Origin of the sequence: Treponema sp. Marseille-Q3903 (assembly GCF_014334335.1) — a bacterium.
Lineage (GTDB): Bacteria > Spirochaetota > Spirochaetia > Treponematales > Treponemataceae > Treponema_D.
Map to the genome: position 1 here is coordinate 1,726,708 of NZ_JACSEU010000001.1, position 17,093 is coordinate 1,743,800.

16 protein-coding genes are annotated in these 17,093 nt (G+C 40.2%); 7 read left to right on the forward strand and 9 right to left on the reverse strand.

What is annotated here, in order from left to right; all coding sequences use genetic code 11:
- Window positions 1-141: 141 nt before the first annotated feature.
- On the forward strand, window positions 142-2,964 hold the full coding sequence (gene secA / locus H9I37_RS07880; RefSeq protein WP_187381911.1) for a preprotein translocase subunit SecA: 2,823 nt from the start codon (window positions 142-144) through the stop codon (window positions 2,962-2,964).
- 102 nt (window positions 2,965-3,066) lie between these two features.
- Here the strand turns inward: secA and lepB are convergent, their stop codons facing one another.
- Window positions 3,067-4,863 (reverse strand): signal peptidase I, encoded by a 1,797-nt coding sequence (gene lepB / locus H9I37_RS07885; protein ID WP_187381913.1) that lies wholly within the window; start codon window positions 4,861-4,863, stop codon window positions 3,067-3,069.
- Window positions 4,832-5,629, reverse strand: a complete 798-nt coding sequence (locus H9I37_RS07890) for a TatD family hydrolase (protein ID WP_187381915.1) — start codon at window positions 5,627-5,629, stop codon at window positions 4,832-4,834. The genes lepB and H9I37_RS07890 overlap by 32 nt, the downstream gene beginning before the upstream one ends.
- 90 nt (window positions 5,630-5,719) lie before the next feature.
- Here H9I37_RS07890 and H9I37_RS07895 point away from each other — a divergent pair, with 90 nt between their 5' ends.
- The gene (locus tag H9I37_RS07895) at window positions 5,720-5,938 is read left to right on the forward strand and encodes a hypothetical protein (protein WP_187381917.1); all 219 of its coding nucleotides are present in this window, start codon (window positions 5,720-5,722) and stop codon (window positions 5,936-5,938) included.
- Window positions 5,939-6,013: 75 nt separating this feature from the next.
- Here the strand turns inward: H9I37_RS07895 and miaA are convergent, their stop codons facing one another.
- Together miaA and H9I37_RS07905 are read right to left on the reverse strand one after the other, a co-directional pair.
- The gene (gene miaA, locus H9I37_RS07900; protein ID WP_187381919.1) at window positions 6,014-6,964 is read right to left on the reverse strand and encodes a tRNA (adenosine(37)-N6)-dimethylallyltransferase MiaA; all 951 of its coding nucleotides are present in this window, start codon (window positions 6,962-6,964) and stop codon (window positions 6,014-6,016) included.
- On the reverse strand, window positions 6,954-8,243 hold the full coding sequence (locus H9I37_RS07905; RefSeq protein ID WP_187381920.1) for a class I SAM-dependent rRNA methyltransferase: 1,290 nt from the start codon (window positions 8,241-8,243) through the stop codon (window positions 6,954-6,956). The genes miaA and H9I37_RS07905 overlap by 11 nt, the downstream gene beginning before the upstream one ends.
- Before the next feature lie 55 nt (window positions 8,244-8,298).
- On the opposite strand from H9I37_RS07905, the gene H9I37_RS07910 reads away from it, so the two are divergent.
- On the forward strand, window positions 8,299-8,937 hold the full coding sequence (locus tag H9I37_RS07910; protein ID WP_187381922.1) for an HAD family hydrolase: 639 nt from the start codon (window positions 8,299-8,301) through the stop codon (window positions 8,935-8,937).
- A gap of 17 nt (window positions 8,938-8,954) precedes the next feature.
- Here the strand turns inward: H9I37_RS07910 and H9I37_RS07915 are convergent, their stop codons facing one another.
- Window positions 8,955-9,992, reverse strand: coding sequence for a hypothetical protein (locus H9I37_RS07915; RefSeq protein ID WP_187381924.1), 1,038 nt, complete (start codon window positions 9,990-9,992; stop codon window positions 8,955-8,957).
- Window positions 9,993-10,184: 192 nt separating this feature from the next.
- On the opposite strand from H9I37_RS07915, the gene H9I37_RS07920 reads away from it, so the two are divergent.
- Complete coding sequence (locus H9I37_RS07920; protein ID WP_187381925.1) at window positions 10,185-11,444, forward strand: cation:proton antiporter; 1,260 nt, start codon at window positions 10,185-10,187, stop codon at window positions 11,442-11,444.
- A 67-nt stretch (window positions 11,445-11,511) separates the two neighbouring features.
- On the opposite strand, the gene H9I37_RS07925 is transcribed toward H9I37_RS07920, so the two are convergent.
- From H9I37_RS07925 to H9I37_RS07940, 4 genes are all read right to left on the reverse strand, one after another.
- The gene (locus H9I37_RS07925; protein WP_222864193.1) at window positions 11,512-12,666 is read right to left on the reverse strand and encodes an FprA family A-type flavoprotein; all 1,155 of its coding nucleotides are present in this window, start codon (window positions 12,664-12,666) and stop codon (window positions 11,512-11,514) included.
- A 218-nt stretch (window positions 12,667-12,884) separates the two neighbouring features.
- Window positions 12,885-13,304, reverse strand: a complete 420-nt coding sequence (mntR, locus tag H9I37_RS07930; RefSeq protein ID WP_370586902.1) for a manganese-binding transcriptional regulator MntR — start codon at window positions 13,302-13,304, stop codon at window positions 12,885-12,887.
- A gap of 346 nt (window positions 13,305-13,650) precedes the next feature.
- On the reverse strand, window positions 13,651-13,923 hold the full coding sequence (locus H9I37_RS07935) for an SDR family oxidoreductase (RefSeq protein WP_187381927.1): 273 nt from the start codon (window positions 13,921-13,923) through the stop codon (window positions 13,651-13,653).
- A complete protein-coding gene (locus H9I37_RS07940) occupies window positions 13,907-14,086 on the reverse strand; it encodes a hypothetical protein (RefSeq protein ID WP_187381929.1) in 180 nt (59 codons plus the stop codon). Before H9I37_RS07940 ends, H9I37_RS07935 begins: the two co-directional genes overlap by 17 nt.
- A 175-nt stretch (window positions 14,087-14,261) precedes the next feature.
- Here H9I37_RS07940 and H9I37_RS07945 point away from each other — a divergent pair, with 175 nt between their 5' ends.
- From H9I37_RS07945 to H9I37_RS07955, 3 genes are read left to right on the forward strand one after another with little or no spacing between them, the layout of a single operon-like run.
- Entirely contained in the window at window positions 14,262-15,209 is a 948-nt protein-coding gene (locus tag H9I37_RS07945) for a metal ABC transporter substrate-binding protein (protein ID WP_187381930.1), read from the forward strand.
- Between the two features lie 13 nt (window positions 15,210-15,222).
- The gene (locus H9I37_RS07950; RefSeq protein ID WP_187381932.1) at window positions 15,223-16,113 is read left to right on the forward strand and encodes a manganese/iron ABC transporter ATP-binding protein; all 891 of its coding nucleotides are present in this window, start codon (window positions 15,223-15,225) and stop codon (window positions 16,111-16,113) included.
- 29 nt (window positions 16,114-16,142) lie between these two features.
- A complete protein-coding gene (locus tag H9I37_RS07955) occupies window positions 16,143-17,018 on the forward strand; it encodes a metal ABC transporter permease (RefSeq protein WP_187381934.1) in 876 nt (291 codons plus the stop codon).
- Window positions 17,019-17,093: the final 75 nt, after the last annotated feature.

The following is a 17,093-nucleotide window of genomic DNA, read 5'->3' on the forward strand; positions in this document are numbered from 1 at the left end:
GCATCCAAATTTTACGCCTGTATTTATGCATTCCCACTTGCCATTTTAATCATTTTTTTACTTGTCGGAATAATGATTATTATAGTAAATTTTTTATATATTCATTATAATTTTGTCATTATATTTATTTAAGGAACAACTATGTTTATTGATAAAGTTCTTACCGCAATTTTCGGTACACAAAATGATCGTGACTTGAAAGCCCTTTTACCGATTCTTGCTGCTGTAAACGCAAAAGAAGAATGGGCAAAATCTCTTAAACCGGAAGAATTCCCGGCACAAACTAAGAAATTTAGAGAGCGCCTTGAAAATGGAGAGACTCTTGATGATATTTTGCCGGAAGCATTCGCACTTGTTCGAGAAGCTTCATGGCGTGTGATAGGCGAACGTCCGTTCGATGTCCAGATTATGGGTGGGATAAATCTTCATCAGGGACGAATTACGGAAATGAAAACTGGTGAAGGTAAAACTCTCGTCGCAGTAGCTCCTGCTTATTTGAATGCGCTTACAGGAAAAGGTGTCCACATAGTTACTGTCAACGATTACCTTGCAAAGCGCGACGCCGATTCCCGTCGACCGATTTTTTCATATCTTGGGTTAACTGTAGGTTCTATCCTTTCAGATATGGATAACGAGGCTCGCAAAATAAGCTATGAATGCGATGTCACTTACGGTACAAACAACGAATTCGGCTTTGACTACCTCCGCGACAACATGAAAGTCGACCTTAAAGATAAAGTTCAAAGAGGGTTCAATTACTGTATTGTAGACGAAATCGACTCTATCTTAATCGATGAAGCGCGAACGCCTCTTATCATTTCGGGAGCCGGAGAAGACGATACATACAAATATCACGAAGTTGATAAATATGTCGGCGAACTTACAGAAGTTCCAAAAGATCCGAAAACCGGTGAATATCCTGACGAAACATTCCTCACTCCTGAAGAACGCGCAGCAATTCCCGGCGACTATACGCTCGATGAAAAGTCAAAACGCATTTCTTTTACAGACAAAGGTATGCTCCACATCAATGAGATACTTCACAAGCACAATTTGATAACAGGCGCACTTGAAGATGAAGAAAACTTTGAATTTACACACTACTTTACTCAGGCTTTGCGGGCGCATCTTCTTTTTCACAACGACGTAGATTACCTTGTGCGTGACGGCAAAGTTGAAATTATCGATGAATTTACAGGTCGTGTTCTTGAAGGGCGGCGTTATTCTGACGGTCTTCATCAGGCTATTGAGGCAAAAGAGCACATCAAGATTGCGCAGCGCAACAGGACGATGGCGACTATCACGTTCCAGAACTTTTTCCGCATGTATGAAAAACTTTCAGGTATGACAGGTACTGCCGCTACAGAAGCAGTTGAGTTCAATAAGATTTATGAACTCGAAGTTGTCGCAATTCCGACAAACGTTCCAGTTGCCCGCATTGACGAAAATGATGAAGTTTATCTGAACGAAGAAGATAAGTGGGAAGCGATTTCCAACGAAATTAAAGCAGCTCATGAAAAAGGTCAACCTGTCTTGGTCGGCACAGTTTCTGTTGAAAAATCTGAACACCTTTCAAATCTTTTGACACGAAAGGGAATCAGGCACGAAGTTTTGAACGCAAAAAATCACGCGCGAGAAGCTATGATTATCGCTGAAGCAGGTGCAAAAGGCGCTGTAACAATTGCGACTAACATGGCTGGTCGTGGTACAGATATTAAACTCGGAGGCAACCCTGAATTCCGCGCAGGAAAACGAGCAGGAACAGGAGCTACGGAAGAACAATACAGAGCAGCTCTTGCAATTGAAAAAGAAAACTGGAAAAAAGATTATGAAGAAGTCAGAAATCTCGGAGGTCTTTATGTAATCGGTACTGAGCGCCATGAATCTCGTCGTATAGATAACCAGCTGCGTGGACGTTCTGGTAGGCAAGGTGACCCTGGACGCTCTAAATTCTATATCTCAATGGATGATGATTTGATGCGGTTGTTCGGTGGGGAACGAATGAAGAACATAATGAGCCGAATCGGAATGAAACCCGGCGAACCGATTGACCACCCATGGTTGAACAAAGGTATTGAAAAAGCCCAACAGAAAGTAGAAGACCGCAACTTTGAAATTCGTAAGCACTTGCTTGACTACGATGATGTTTTGAATGAGCAGAGAACTGTGATTTACAACCAGAGAGATTCAATCCTTGCTGATGAAAATCTTTCAGCACGAGTGATGAGCAATGCCAAAGAAGACATTGAAGCGATTTTTGAAGATTTTGAGTACGAGCAAAAACACAATAAAAATTCAAATGCGCCACTTGTTGCATTGAATGAAAAAATAAGAGATACCTTTGGACTTCAACTCCCAGCGGAAAGTCTAAACAAAGAAGCACTAATTGCTGCCCTTCAAAACGATTTGACAGAAAAAGAAATGCTCGCCGGTAAAGAGAATTTAAATATGTTTATCCGTTACCAGTATGTTCAGATCATTGACAGAAAGTGGCTTGACCAGCTTGAAACGTTGGAAGGATTGCGAGAAGCAGTTGCTCTGCGTTCATACGGTTCTAAAAATCCTCTTACAGAATACAAAATAGATGGCTTTAATATCTTTGATGAAATGCTCGACACAATTAGAGACACTGTCATGTCACGTGTGTTTAAAGTCCGCATACAACTGTCACCGGAAGCAGCAGAACAACGGCGAAGAATGGCAGAAGCTCAAAATCAGGGGATAAATGCCCGGCACAATGAGGCGCAGTCAATCAGCGAACAAGTTGCACAGAATGCTGCACAGCGCAGCGTACAGTCTTCATTCAACGGAGCTATGGCACACAGGCAGGCAGTGAACAGCGCTATGAACCAGCGTTCGCAAGGTGATAATATCACAGTCAGACGGACAATGCCAAAAGTCGGACGTAACGACCCTTGCCCATGCGGAAGCGGCAAAAAGTACAAAAATTGTCACGGAAGATAATTTTTTGCATATTATCAAAAGATAATAGATAAATAAAAAATCCCAAGGTGTTGACCTCGGGATTTTTTTGTCTCAAGGTGAAAGAATTCCGCTTTTCCTACTCTACACTTTCCCGAATCTGTTAAGCGGCCAGAATCTGAATATCGGTTTACCGATTATATATTTTTTGTTGATAAACTGCGGTTCCATCATAGAGTAATAAGAAACAGACTGTGGATCATCTTTTGTCAGGGCTTCTTCTATCTTTTCGTACCTGTGACGCAAATCTAGTGAATTGAATCTGTTGTCGCCTATCATAAAGTAACAGTTGTCGGGAATATACTGAGGATTTCCATCGTTGTCATTTGCAGGGAAGACCGGCATATTCCTTTCGTCCAGCAGCTGTTGAATATACCAGTTTAAAATGTCAGCTTTTTCATATAATTGATAAAGCTCGCTGTCAGACTGCCACGATACCGATGCTGAACTGTTCAAAAATAATTCCGAATATCTCACGACGAGCTTGCCGAATGTGATTTTTGTCATGACATTTAATCTATAGTTTGCTTCTGAATAATAATCGCGCGCATTGTCTTTTGAATAAATCCACGAAGTCATAAAACTCGAAAACCACTCAACTCCGCCTTTTTTGCTCAACAAGTCTGTTGAAATCTGCTGAACATTTTTAAAAAGATTGTATTCAAACAAAGAAGGCTGCTCAAAACCGTCGATTAAGTTGCCGGTAAAAGCAAGTTTTTTAAATTTGCGTACAATTTCTTTAGCCTGAAACGCAGCCAAATTCAAATCGTAATTTCGGCGCTCTTCTTCAAAATCAAGCATTTTTTGATAGTTTTCCGAAGCTGATTTTACAACTTCTTTTGTATTTGCACGGACTGTCTGTTTCCTATCTCGCCAAATTGGACTTACACTGGAAAAAGGATAATACTGAATTTTTTCTCTTATAGACGCATCTACCGAACTCAAATCCCAAGTCGCAAATTTATTGTCATAATCTACAGGTTTCCACTCATCGCTTTCTATTGTGCGCCTGTAAAGTTTGCCGTCCTGCATTACAAGCTGCTCTCCCGGCTCTCCTGCGATTCGCTTTACAAGAGGATCTGCTTTTAATTCACCGTCGGCATCTTTGTTGAGATTTACTGTCATCAGCGTAAGCATATTTACAAGCTGTGATGTAACTGTCTTCACTTCTTCTTTTCTGTCATGGCTGTAATGAGGATTTCTAATGACAATTGTGTCTCCGCGTTTGTATTTTCTAAAATCAGGCAAACCTACATCTGTCAGAGGAAACTTTGGACCGCAGTCAATTTTTGAAACAAAAACATGATCCTTAATCAAAAAAGTAGGCACCATCGACTCTGACGGGATGCTGTACAGCTGAACAAGAAAAATCTGGAATATGAGAACTGTAAAAACAGCCCAAACTGCGGCATCGACCCAGTCGGCTATCTCAAAAATAATCTTTTCTATCCCGTGAAGTTTCTTTTTTTTAGGCGGAATTGCCCAACCTTTTATAACTTCTTTGTTTTTATCTGCATAAAGACATTTAGGCGAAAAATACGAAAGAACCCAGATGATAAACCATAAAACTACTGTTACAACATCATACCAAAAAGCAGTTCCGGTTTTTCCTGCACGCCTCAAAATAAAGGTGATTAAATGCACGTATGGCAAATATTCTGTAAATTTTATTGCAGCGTAGATATGAGAACCGTCAGTTTTTAAAATTATCAGATAAAAAACAAGATAGACTGTTGCAGCGGTAAAACATCCTGATATAGGAAAAGCAAGAAGAGAAATATCTGCGTGAAAGCTTAGCTCTAAAATAGAAAGCAAAGCTGCCATAGAAAGATTGATAATTGATATGATTTTAAACCGATTGAATTCTTTTGTTGATGTCATAGAATAGATTATAATGATTTTTCATCTTATAAGCAAACTCAAAAAAATCTTCTTTTTTGCCGCGAAGTTCCCATGCGGCGTTGTAAACTTTTTTGATATCCGATGGTTTTGTCAGAGTCTCACCTTTTAATGTCTGAAACGGGGCGTCTGTTTCCATAAAAAGATTTCCCAGCGGCAACTCTTTTACGCATAAAATCACTTTTTTATTGTTGTTCAACATCTGTTTCCCAAAACTAAAACCGCATTTGATTCCGCGCTTTACAAGGCTGAACGCTTCTACATCGCTTCCCATAAAAGAATGGAACAGCACAAACGGCAATTTTTTTAGCTCTGAAGCATATTCAAACAATTTTTCATTCGCTTTACGACAGTGAACGACAAGAGGAATTTTGTATTGTTTTGCAAGGGCTAACTGAATGTTCCACATTTTCTCTTGAAGAGCGGCAGCATTTTTGTATTCAGATGTAAAATAGTCAAAACCTGCTTCACCGATTGCGTCGAGCTTATTGTTTTCCAACAGCGATTCCAAGAAATCTGCATTTTGGGCAATCTGTATTTCGTCAAATTCAACACTGCTCTGAGGATGAAGCCCGAAAGCCTGAAAAACCTTTTGAGATGTCTGAGACTGAATATTCCATTCTGAAATGGAATGAGCACAGGAAAGACCTGCCCATTTAAAATCAGGCATCATCAAATCATTATCTTTACAGACAGCATAATGAAAATGTGCGTCAAAATATAAAATATTTTCATTTTTTTCTAACATAATTTTAATTATAACCGAAAATAAAAGTAATGTGGCTATCCTGGCATTGATGATAACACAAAACATTTTTTATTATGGGAGTAAAAGAAAATGAAATCATACACACTAAAAAGCATTGGTAAAAACACAGATTACATGACAATCATCAGAGAAATGGAAGACGGATTCGTCGTTAAAATCGTTCGTGATATGGACGGCTATGAAGATATTAAAACAGATTATATTTCAAAAGAACTTTTCGACAGCTGTATTCGCACCGGCTATCTGACAGAAATCACAGAAACAGTAAAAATGGCAGTAAATGCCTAAAGCATAAAGATTGTACCTGTCGAAGCTTCAAACGCAAAAAGTCTCAACAGGTGCAGTCATGCCGCATTCAGCACTTTATTTTTTAACAAACAGGCGGTCTGCAAAAGCTGTTTCAATAAGTTTTTCAGCTTCTTTTATTCTACATTCTTTAGAATACGGCGCAAGCCAGTTTATTTTTACACCTTTTTTTTCCATCATTCTAAACCACGTTTCCTGACGCTTTGCAAACTGCCTTATAGCTATAAAAAGCTGATTAAACAAATCATCAATTGATTCGATTTTTCCCTGCAAAAACAAAGCGCAATATCTGTATTCAAGACCTAATTTTTCCAAGCGTACCCATTCAATTCCACTGTCGTGAATTTGCTGAACCTCTTCTATCATTCCGTTATCGATGCGCTGACGCAGTCTGCTAGAAATATTTTCCCACAACTGAGATCTAGGTAAAGTCGTTCCAATTATCAGAGGATTTATCTGCGGGCGTTCTATGCTTGTTGAAACTTCACCATTTCGTTTTGCTTCAATAATTTCGAGCGCTTTTACAACTCTTTTTTTTTCTTTTAAGTCTGACATAACGTGGAGATTCGGCTGTTCTTTTAAAAGACGAGCGGCTAATTCTTCAAGAGGCGTTGCCATAAGTTTTTCATGAAGTTCTTTATTTTCAGGCAAAATCACAAGCTGATAGTCGCGGATGACAGCATCGAGATACATCCCGGTTCCGCCGGTGATGACAGGAAGTTTACCGCGAGATGTGATGTCTTTAAAAGCTCTGTAAAAATCCTGCTGATAATTGTAGACGGTGTATTCATCAGGCAAATCTATGATATCGATAAGATGATAAGGAATTGCTCTTCCACCTACAACATAATCTTCAAGGTCTTTTCCCGAGCCTATGTCAAGATGACGGTAAGTTTGCCTCGAATCAGCCGAGATTATCTCGCCATTGAACTTATCAGCGATAGCAACTCCAATAGAAGTCTTTCCGACTGCCGTTGGACCTAGTACAACAACACAGTTATATGACACGGCATACCACGCATTTTAAATATTCAGATTTTGGATAACCAAGCAGAACAGGATGGTCTGGACCGGCACCGCGCTTTTCGAGAATCTGGATGCGTTTGTGACTGTCCATCGCTGCATGCATAATCATATCGCAAAACATGTGGCTTTCCATAAAATAAGAGCATGAACATGTGACAAGAATTCCGTTTTCATTTAGCAAACGCATTGCGCGGAGATTTATCTCCTTGTAGCCTCCGTACGCTTTTTCAATCATCTTCGCAGATTTTGTAAATGCCGGTGGGTCAAGGATTATGACATCAAACTTTTCTCCGTCGGCTTCATATTTTTTAAGCAAATCAAAAACATCAGCACAGACAGCGGTCATAACTTTTTCCGCACGATTGATTTTGATATTTTTGTTTACCATTTCGACAGCTTCCTGAGAAATATCGACAGAGATTACTTTTTTAGCACCGGCTTTCACTGCGTTCAGACCAAATGCACCGGTGTGAGTAAAGGTATCGAGGACAATTTTATCTTTGCAGAACAAAGCGGCTGCCTCCCGATTGAATTTTTGGTCAAGAAAATAACCTGTTTTTTGACCGTTGGCAATATCTACGCATAGCTTGATTCCATTTTCAATTATCGTGAGCTTTGTATCTAAGTCAGAATTTTCGGCTGACGCATTTCCGCCATCATCTATCCAGCCGGAAGTTTGAGCAAGCCCCTCTTTATCGCGGACAGATGCATCACTTCTTTCGTAAATTCCACAAGGATTACAAACTTTCACGAGTGCGGAAATCAATTCGGAACGGAAAACTTCACAAGAAAGTGAAAGAAATTGAACAACAAGATAGACCCTGTTTTCTTCATTGCAAAAACGTTCGCAGATAAATCCGGGAATAAAGTCGGCTTCAGCAAAAATCAAACGATACGAATCGTAATCTCTATAATAATTACAGCGCAAACTGTAAGCATTTTTGACACGTTTTTCCCAATATCTACCGGAATCTTCCAAAATCTTGTCAGCATGTTCACTTCCAATCAATCTGACTGTAATCTTAGACTTCCGATTTATGATACCAGTTCCAAGAAATCCGCCGGCTTTTGTATAAACCTCTACGGCAGAACCGTCAGACACAGTGCATTCAGGCAGATTTTCATTTTTCCATTCAGAGTGTTCATCGTCCCTGTGTTTTATGTGTGAAATTTCGTTGTCAAATACCCACGGATAGCCCTGCTGAATTTCTTTTTCTTCTTTTTGTTTTAGAAAAACTCTCGGAAAATTATTTGTGCTCATATACAGGCATTATATCAAACTTGATTATTCATCACAATTATACCATAATCGAATTATGTTGTTCATTTTTGACATGGGTGGCGTTGTAACAAACACTTTTCAGATTGATTCTCTCTACAATAGATTGAAACTCTCCGAAGCCGGTTTTGACTTTGTTTGCAAGATGCATGATAAAGATATTTGGGAACAGCTTACAATCGGTAAGCTCTCAACTGATTCTTTTTGGACAGAATTTAATCGGCGGATTGAATGCTTGCAGCATGAAAAAGGCATCGAAAAAAAAGCGTTTCATGGATTTGATACAAAACTGATTCAAAAAGCGGACTGCGACTTGTTCAGATTGTTTTTTCATCCTGTTGAAAACAGAGCGACCGTAGAACTTATCAAAAATCTCAAAAAAAACAACAGAGTTGTCTGCGGAACAAACACAATTCAAAGCCATTGGGAAAATCACACCGAACGCGGAGATTATTCTTATTTTCATCAAACTTATGCGTCAAATAAAATTGGAGCCGCAAAACCAGACACGCACTTTTTTGAGCTGATACTCGAAGCCGAATGTTATAGGGCCGAAGATGCGTTTTTCACAGATGACCGTCAGGAAAACTGTAATGCGGCAGCTTCAATCGGAATAAATGCAGAGCATTTTACGACGGCGGAAGATCTGACCCAAAAGTGGAGCAAATATTTTTAATAGTGACGTAAATATTTTTAATTAGCGTTTGCGCTTTTTGTCTGGCTTTTTAGCACTTCTGCCTGACGAATCTCGTATCTTATGTCGGATAACCCTTTTGAAATTCTCGAATCAGATGGAAATTTTTCTTGAACATCAATAAGTTCGCTTTCGGCGCGTTCGAGGTTTCCAAGAGCCTGTTGAATCATTGCAGCGTTGTATCCGGCTTCTGCAAGTTTATATTTATCATAAATATCGCGGAACTGCCTGTACCCATCTTCTAGGTTCCCATCATCGACTGTGTCGTTTGCAATTTTCATCAGTTCTTTTAACATTTTGATTTTTGATTTTGTAGAAAGAAGTTTTATAGATTTTGTGACAGTGTAAGGTTGAACCTCTCGGAGAATTTTTTTACTTAAAGAATATAAATCAGAGTCGAGCATATAGAATGCGGAAGGTAAATTCGTTCTGTCAGTGTATTCCGCCGTTTCTGCAGAATAACTTACATTTCTGTATGCAATGATGTGATCTGTTTTGCTGTCGATAACTTGATATCTTATATCGATTCTCGCCTGACGCTTCCATCTTGTTTCTATTTCATAAACGGCAGGGTGACCATCTTGGGCATCTCTAAATTTTACTTTTACTTTTCTAAAACTGTCATCAATGTCAAAATATGTTACTTCACCTGTGAGATAGACATCGGCAGGATTTTGAGTGTTGTTTTTTAATGCTCGAGAAACTGCATCTGAGTTTACAAGCTTGATATAGGAAGAAGAGCTTAGCCCGCTTTCTAGCTGTGATTGCAGATATTCTAGGCAACGCCGTTCATCGGGATCCGCTCCATCAAAAATTCTGAACATTGAATATAAAATAAATTCCGAAGTCGAGAATGCTCTGTTTGTAATAAAAAACTGACTCGGCTTAAAAGGAAGAACAGCAATTGTTTTTGCCCCGTTCAAGTTCAACTCTGCAGGTCTTACAACTTTTACATCAATAGAAGTTGCACAAGACGATAAAAGAAAAGTGCACAAAAGAGATAGACAAAACAAACATTTGCAAATTTTTTGCGACATAAAATACCTCGTTTTGGATTGTTTTTACATGTTTTTGCAATTATAAAATATAAAATTATTGTTTTCAATAAAAAGCCACTCAGATCTTCCGTCTGCTCATTGAATAAAGCGACTGGTGTTTTTCGAATTTACACGTTATTGAATAAGGCGGCAATTTTCGATATAATTTAAAAAAAGTCAGAGGTATATCAAATGAATTCTAACATTTCAAACACCGAGATAATTCTTCACATTTTGCTTTCAGTCGGAATTATCGTCATAGCAGCTAAATATTTTGGAACTTTAGCTAAAAAACTCGGCGTTCCACAAGTTGCAGGGATGATTTTGGCAGGGTTGCTGCTGCGCTTTATTCCATGGTTCAAAAATTTTGGTTCACCTGATTCAAATATCATCTACAATGAAACAAACAAGTTTATTCAGTATATGGCGGAAATCGGCGTCATCCTTATCATGTTTTCTGCAGGGCTTGGGACAAACCTTAAATCGCTTGCAAAATCGGGATTCAAAGCGACAATAGTAGCGGCGTGCGGAGTTATTGCTCCACTTGTCATAGGAACTATTGTTGCACTTTGTTTCTGGGGTTTTGATGGTTTTGGAACACACAGATTTTTCGAAGCCGTTTTCATCGGAACAATTTTAACTGCGACATCGGTGAGCATTTCTGTTGCGGTTCTCAAAGAACTTGGAAAAATCAAATCAGATGTTGGACAGACAATCATAAGTGCTGCAATCATCGATGATGTATTTGGCATAATCGTTTTGACAATTGTGCTTGGAGTCAGCACGGGACGCGGCGGGTATCTTGGAATCATATTAAAAACTGTAGCGTTTTTTATATGTGCAATTTTTGTAGGAATCATAACATATAGATTTTTCAGCTGGTACGATAAACGGCATCCTCGCACACACCGAATTCCCATTTACGCACTCGGAGTTGCCTTGATTTTTGCTTATGCGGCTGAAAAATTTTTTGGAATTGCAGATATCACAGGTGCATATATCGCAGGGATTGTCTTTTGTAACTTGACAGATGCATCTTACATGGAATCAAAAATCGACATAAATTCTTATATGTTTTTCAGCCCGATTTTCTTTGCAAGTATCGGATTAAAAACCGACCTTTCAGATATGAATATTGCAATGCTCTGGTTCTCAATCGCATTTGTCGTTGCAGGATGTGTTTCTAAAATCATCGGATGCGGCGGTTCTGCAAAACTCTTAGGCTATAATTGGAAAGAATCTTTGCAAGTAGGGCTTGGAATGATGGTTCGCGGCGAAGTTGCATTGATTGTAGCAACAAAAGGACTTTCTGTTGGACTTGTAGAATCAACATATTTTACGCCGGTTATATTGCTTATCATAGTATCTTCGATGCTTGTCCCAATTTTACTGAAAAAAGCGTTTGCAGAAAAAAACACTCCACCAGCAACGCCTATATCGCCAGCAGAGTAAAATACAAAAACGGAGCGCGGATTTATCCGCACCCTATTTTAATTTTAACGCAAAATTATTTGAAAAACTATTTTAGAGCATTTGCAAGCTGATCAAGTTTTTCTAAACAAGCATCGTTCAAAGCGCCTTTCACAGTGACAACAGGCTCGATGATGTTCAAATCTTTACATCCGCAAAACTTTTCTTTTATCAATCTTGCTGCAGCAGGCGCCCAAGAGCCGTTTTCAACAAAGGCAATATTTGTGTTGGAAAATCCATGCTCAGCAAGGCGCATAACAAAATCATTCATAAAAGGATATATGCCGGTGTTGTAAGTCGTCGTCGCAAAAACAACATTTTTATAAGTAAAAGCTGCATCAATAGCGTAAGAAAAATCAGTCTCAGCAAGATTTATAACTTTTACATCTTTACCACAGGAACGAAGTTTTTCGGCAAGAATATTTACCGCTTCCTCAGTGTGCCCATAAACAGAAGTATAGGCAATAAAAACTCCATCATTTTCAGGCTGATAGTTAGCCCATCTCTTATATTCCTCAAAATAATGAGACAAGTCTCCAGTGAGGACAGGACCGTGAAGAGAGCATATAGTTTTAATCTCAAAAGCGGAAAGTTTTTCAAGAACTTTTAAAACAGACGAGCCAAACTTGCCCACAATTCCGTAATAATAACGTCGCGCCTCATCATCCCATCCTCGCTGCTCAACGTCGTTAGCGCCAAAAGTACCAAAAGCGTCGGCGCTGAACAAAACCTTTTCGCATTCATCGTAAGACATTATGACTTCTGGCCAATGAACCATCGGAGCCGTGATAAAATGAAGATTATGCTTACCAAGCAAAAGAGAGTCTCCGTCTTTTACAACAACAGCGCGCTCAGAATAATCCTCTTTAAAATACGACTTAAGAATAGTCAGAGCTACAGCGCTCAAAACAACCTTGGTACAAGTATATTTATTCAAAAATCTTGCTATATTTGCAGAATGATCAGGCTCCATGTGATGCACAACCAGGTAGTCAGGATTGCGACCTTTCAAAACATTTTCAACATTTTCGAGCCATTGATCACCAAAATTGCGGTCAACAGAGTCAGTGACAGCAACCTTTTCGTCAAGAATCACATAAGAATTATAAGCCATTCCAAAAGGAACAGGATACTGCCCCTCAAAAAGTTTAATTTTATGGTCGTTTACACCAACATAAATAACATCATCAGAAAACTTAATCATGTCCGCGATAATACAATTAAAATAAAAATGTTTCAAGACGAGTCAAATTTAAAAAATCGCAGCGCAAACAATCACCAATCGGCGTTCCGCGGTTCGCTAACGCTCAGCCTCTTCCCTCGCTCGCCTGCGTCTCGCTCAGTCCAGTGGCCGTCTTCGCCGCCCATCCACGCCGGGCGCAAACTTGCTCTAGCGCACGGCAAACAAGGTTGTCACAGGCTTTAATGCTCGGCGATAAAATTTTTCATGCACTCAAGAGTTTCAGAACTGACGTGATGCTCCAAGCCTTCTGAATCAATTACGGCCGTTTTTTCGCTCACTCCAATTTTTAATAAAAAGCGTTGGACAATTTTGTGCCGATTTGCGCACGTTCGAGCCAAAGAGTAGCCTGCCTCTGTAAGAACGATTGGTTTTCTGGCTTCGTTTTCTATAAAACCGTTTGCAGTCAAGCGCTGTAAAACCTGAATGACAGATACGTGGCTCACACCAAAGTACCTAGCAAGATCCATTACACGGCACTCACCGTTTTCTGTTATTATTTTTGAGATAACTTCTGTGTAGTCTTCTAGGATTTCCATCGCGTGATCAGCGCGAGTCCGAGAAAAAGCGACCGACGCTTCCGTTTTTTTTTCCGACATCATGGGCTCTCTTCTCACAGATCAATGCGCGAAATTCGGTGAGGCTGTAATATTCGACCGTATCAATAATCATCGCGCTTTTTGTGAACACGGTCAGAGATAAAAGTTTTAATCGTATTTATCCCATTGTATAGTTTTTTCTGTCGACGTTTCAAGTACAAAAAATAGCCTGTCTGTAAGGCACATTTTTTTAACGATAGGCTTTCTTGCACAGAAACATTTTTTAAATATTTTTGAATGCTCCTCTTAGAATACGCATACATAAGATTTGGGAATAGGCGATTTATGTGATATATAATGTTCGCCATAAAACAAGGAATAATCAAAGAGCGCTTTTTTGCAACGCCTTTCATAATGCATCTGGCGACTGAACTAGTGAAACTGATATTCCATGCAGAACAAGTTCCGCACACAACACTTGCGCAAATTCAGCAGGAGACGTGCTCTCAAATTCTTTACAAACAGCAATTCCTGCACAGTTGAACAACAAGTCAATTTTACCAAACTGCCTCTCACAAAAATCGGTAAAACTGGCAATCGATTTTTCATCGCACACGTCAAGCTCATGCGCGCTTATACCACCAGCATATAACATCAATTCGGCTTCAATTTTTTTGAGCAAATCTTTCCATCGAACTCCTATGACGACCTTGAATCCTTTTTTTTAAACACTCTTGCGCAATAGCATTTTCTATACCGCTTGAACCGCCGGTAATCACAGCAACAGTTGAATCCATGGGAGTTATAAAATAACCGACAATAAAAAACAGCTCAATATAAATCATTTAAAACACAGAGATTTTTCATTTAACTATTGACAAAAATCCGTAGTTTATACTACATTTGTAATGCAAAAGATGTAGTAAATACTACAGATTTTGATACAAAAACCTCAAAAAAATATGATAAAAACGGCGTCTAAAACAGAACAGTCTATTTTTGTTCATATCAGGAGTTTATATGAAAAAAAACATACAATTTACAGCAGCCTCGATCGCTGCAGCGGCAGTGTTGTGCGCAGTAGTTTTTTCTGGATGCGCAAAAAAAAGCGCGACGGTTAGCGAACATGATTCAGAACGTCCAAAGCGAGTTGTAACTACGTTTACAATTTTACAGGATATGGCGCAGAATATAGCAGGAGATAAGATTCTCGTCGAATCTATTACAAAACCCGGAGCGGAAATTCACGAATACGAACCTACACCACTAGACGTCGTAAAGGCTCAGTCGGCAGATTTGGTTTTGCGCAATGGATTTGGCCTTGAGCGCTGGTTTGAAAAATTTATGGGGAGCGTTAAAAACGTGCCGAGCGCAACTCTTAGCGACGGCATAGAACCTCTTGGAATTGGAGAAGGACCGTACAACGGCATGCCAAATCCTCACTCGTGGATGTCGCCTAAAAACGCCCTTGTGTATGTCGAAAATATCCGAAAAGCCTTTGTCGCTTTGGATCCGGACAACGCCGAAACCTTTAACGCAAACGCGGCGTCCTACAGCGAAAGCATTAAAAAAATCGACGCCTTTTTGGCCGACAAGCTTTCGGAAATTCCCGAAGAGCAGCGTTGGCTTGTAACATGCGAAGGCGCTTTTTCGTACCTTATCCGCGACTGCAATATGAAGGAATTGTACCTGTGGCCGGTAAACGCCGACGAGGAAGGAACTCCACAGCAAATTCAAAAAGTTGTAGACACTATCCGCAAAAATCACATTCCTGTCGCTTTTTCTGAAAGTACGATCAGCGATAAGCCCCAGCTGCAAGTGTGTAAAGAAACAGGAGCGAGTTACGGCGGTGTTTTGTATGTAGACTCATTGACATACGAAGACGGAGATGCGCCGACGTATTTAAAGATGCTCGAATACAATGCAAACACGATTGTAAAAGGCTTTCAAGGCAGTTTGTCAAGATAACACGAGGCAGAATATGGATATAGATACGAAAATTCCAGTTGAAATTGAGGTACAAAATGTAAGCGTCGCATACAATAACGGCCACGTCGCGCTGTACGACACATCTTTTCATCTAAAAAAGGGAACGATTACGGCTCTCGTCGGCGTAAACGGCAGCGGAAAATCTACGCTTTTCAAAACAATCATGGGCTTTATTAAACCTATGAACGGCTCTGTAACGATCTGTGGCAAACCTGTACGCCAGGCTCAAAAACAGCACCTGCTTGCTTACGTTCCGCAATCTGAAGAAGTTGACTGGTCTTTCCCGGTCAGCGTGTGGGACGTCGTTATGATGGGGCGCTACGGCTACATGAATTTTTTGCGCATACCGAATAGGGAAGACAAAGAAATTGTTGAGCGCAGCCTTGAGAGAGTTCAAATGCTCGACTTTAAAGACAGGCAAATTGGGGAGCTTTCTGGCGGACAAAAAAAGAGGGTTTTTCTCGCTCGCGCTTTGGCACAACAGGGAAAAATAATCTTGCTCGATGAGCCATTTACCGGTGTCGACGTTAAAACCGAAACTGCGATTATCGCTCTTTTGAGAGAACTTAAAAACGATGGACACTTGATTTTTGTCTCAACGCACGATTTGGGTTCGGTGCCAGAATTCTGCGATCACGTTGTGATTATAAAAAAAACGGTGCTCGCTTCGGGACCGACAGAAACGACATTTACGGCCGACAACCTTATAAAGGCCTTTGGTGGCGCTTTGCGTACCATTAAGCTCGATCACACCGACAATCCAGAAGAAAGCACTCACGAGTTTAGAGTGTTTACCGACGATGAAGGTGCTTTGGTAACAAAGGGCGAAGGCAAGCCCTATAGAAGTGGCGTAAGAAATACCGAAGCTGCTTTGCACAAATGATGTGACAAAAAAAATGCGGAGAAATACAGATGATTTCAAATTTATTGATTCCATTTCAGTATGAATATATGGTAAAGGCTATTCTTGTCAGCGGTTTTATAGGCGGAGTGTGCGCCCTGCTTTCGTGCTTTGTAGTGCTAAAAGGTTGGTCTTTGCTCGGAGATGCGCTGTCGCACGCGGTAGTTCCAGGCGTTGCGGTCGCGTACATAGTCGGCATACCATTTTCGGTCGGAGCGTTTATAAGCGGTATGTTCGCCACCCTTGCGATGGGTTTTATAAAAAAGCGGACGAGAATCCGAGAAGACGCCGTCATCGGCATAGTTTATACGACATTTTTTGCGCTTGGAGTTTTGCTAATTTCGCTTTTTCCAAGCAACATAACTCTTTCTACAATAGTTATGGGAAACATCCTCGGCATAGCAGACAGAGACATAGTTCAAACTCTTATAATAGCAGGAAGCGGTTTGACAATTATTCTGCTTAAATGGAAAGATTTGCGCCTCTTTTCGTTCGACCCTGCGCAAGCGCGCTCTATAGGACTCAACACGAGTGCGTTGTACCTTTTGTTGCTCACACTGCTTGCAGTTACAGCGATCGCTGCGCTGCAAACTGTCGGCAGCATTTTGGTTGTCGCGATGCTTGTAACGCCTGGGGCGGCGGCATATCTGCTTACAAATAAATTTTCTTTGATGATGTGCCTCTCGTCGATTATAGGTTTGGTCACTTCCGCACTGGGCGCATATATCAGTTATTTTTTGAACGGCTCGGCAGGCGGATGCATAGTTACACTACAGTTTTTGCTTTTTTTAGCCGTTTTGTTTTTTGCGCCACATCATGGAATACTAGCCGCAAAATTGAACGCTGTAAAATCCCTAAAAGATTTTTTTGCGAAAAGGACAATCTAAGGCTAAAAATCTATTGCGGCAGAGTCTACTTGTAGATCCACTACTCGCCTGCGAGCTTACAACGGCAAGGGATTG

Bases quoted from the DNA above. Each gene is read 5' to 3' on its own strand.
- H9I37_RS07945 (WP_187381930.1), top strand. From the start codon at position 14,262: ATGAAAAAAAACATACAATTTACAGCAGCCTCGATCGCTGCAGCGGCA.
- H9I37_RS07940 (WP_187381929.1), bottom strand. From the start codon at position 14,086: ATGATTTATATTGAGCTGTTTTTTATTGTCGGTTATTTTATAACTCCC.
- H9I37_RS07920 (WP_187381925.1), top strand. From the start codon at position 10,185: ATGAATTCTAACATTTCAAACACCGAGATAATTCTTCACATTTTGCTT.
- mntR (WP_370586902.1), bottom strand. From the start codon at position 13,304: ATGATGTCGGAAAAAAAAACGGAAGCGTCGGTCGCTTTTTCTCGGACT.
- H9I37_RS07950 (WP_187381932.1), top strand. From the start codon at position 15,223: ATGGATATAGATACGAAAATTCCAGTTGAAATTGAGGTACAAAATGTA.
- H9I37_RS07915 (WP_187381924.1), bottom strand. From the start codon at position 9,992: ATGTCGCAAAAAATTTGCAAATGTTTGTTTTGTCTATCTCTTTTGTGC.
- secA (WP_187381911.1), top strand. From the start codon at position 142: ATGTTTATTGATAAAGTTCTTACCGCAATTTTCGGTACACAAAATGAT.
- H9I37_RS07910 (WP_187381922.1), top strand. From the start codon at position 8,299: ATGTTGTTCATTTTTGACATGGGTGGCGTTGTAACAAACACTTTTCAG.
- H9I37_RS07895 (WP_187381917.1), top strand. From the start codon at position 5,720: ATGAAATCATACACACTAAAAAGCATTGGTAAAAACACAGATTACATG.
- H9I37_RS07925 (WP_222864193.1), bottom strand. From the start codon at position 12,666: ATGATTAAGTTTTCTGATGATGTTATTTATGTTGGTGTAAACGACCAT.
- H9I37_RS07905 (WP_187381920.1), bottom strand. From the start codon at position 8,243: ATGAGCACAAATAATTTTCCGAGAGTTTTTCTAAAACAAAAAGAAGAA.
- lepB (WP_187381913.1), bottom strand. From the start codon at position 4,863: ATGACATCAACAAAAGAATTCAATCGGTTTAAAATCATATCAATTATC.
- H9I37_RS07890 (WP_187381915.1), bottom strand. From the start codon at position 5,629: ATGTTAGAAAAAAATGAAAATATTTTATATTTTGACGCACATTTTCAT.
- H9I37_RS07955 (WP_187381934.1), top strand. From the start codon at position 16,143: ATGATTTCAAATTTATTGATTCCATTTCAGTATGAATATATGGTAAAG.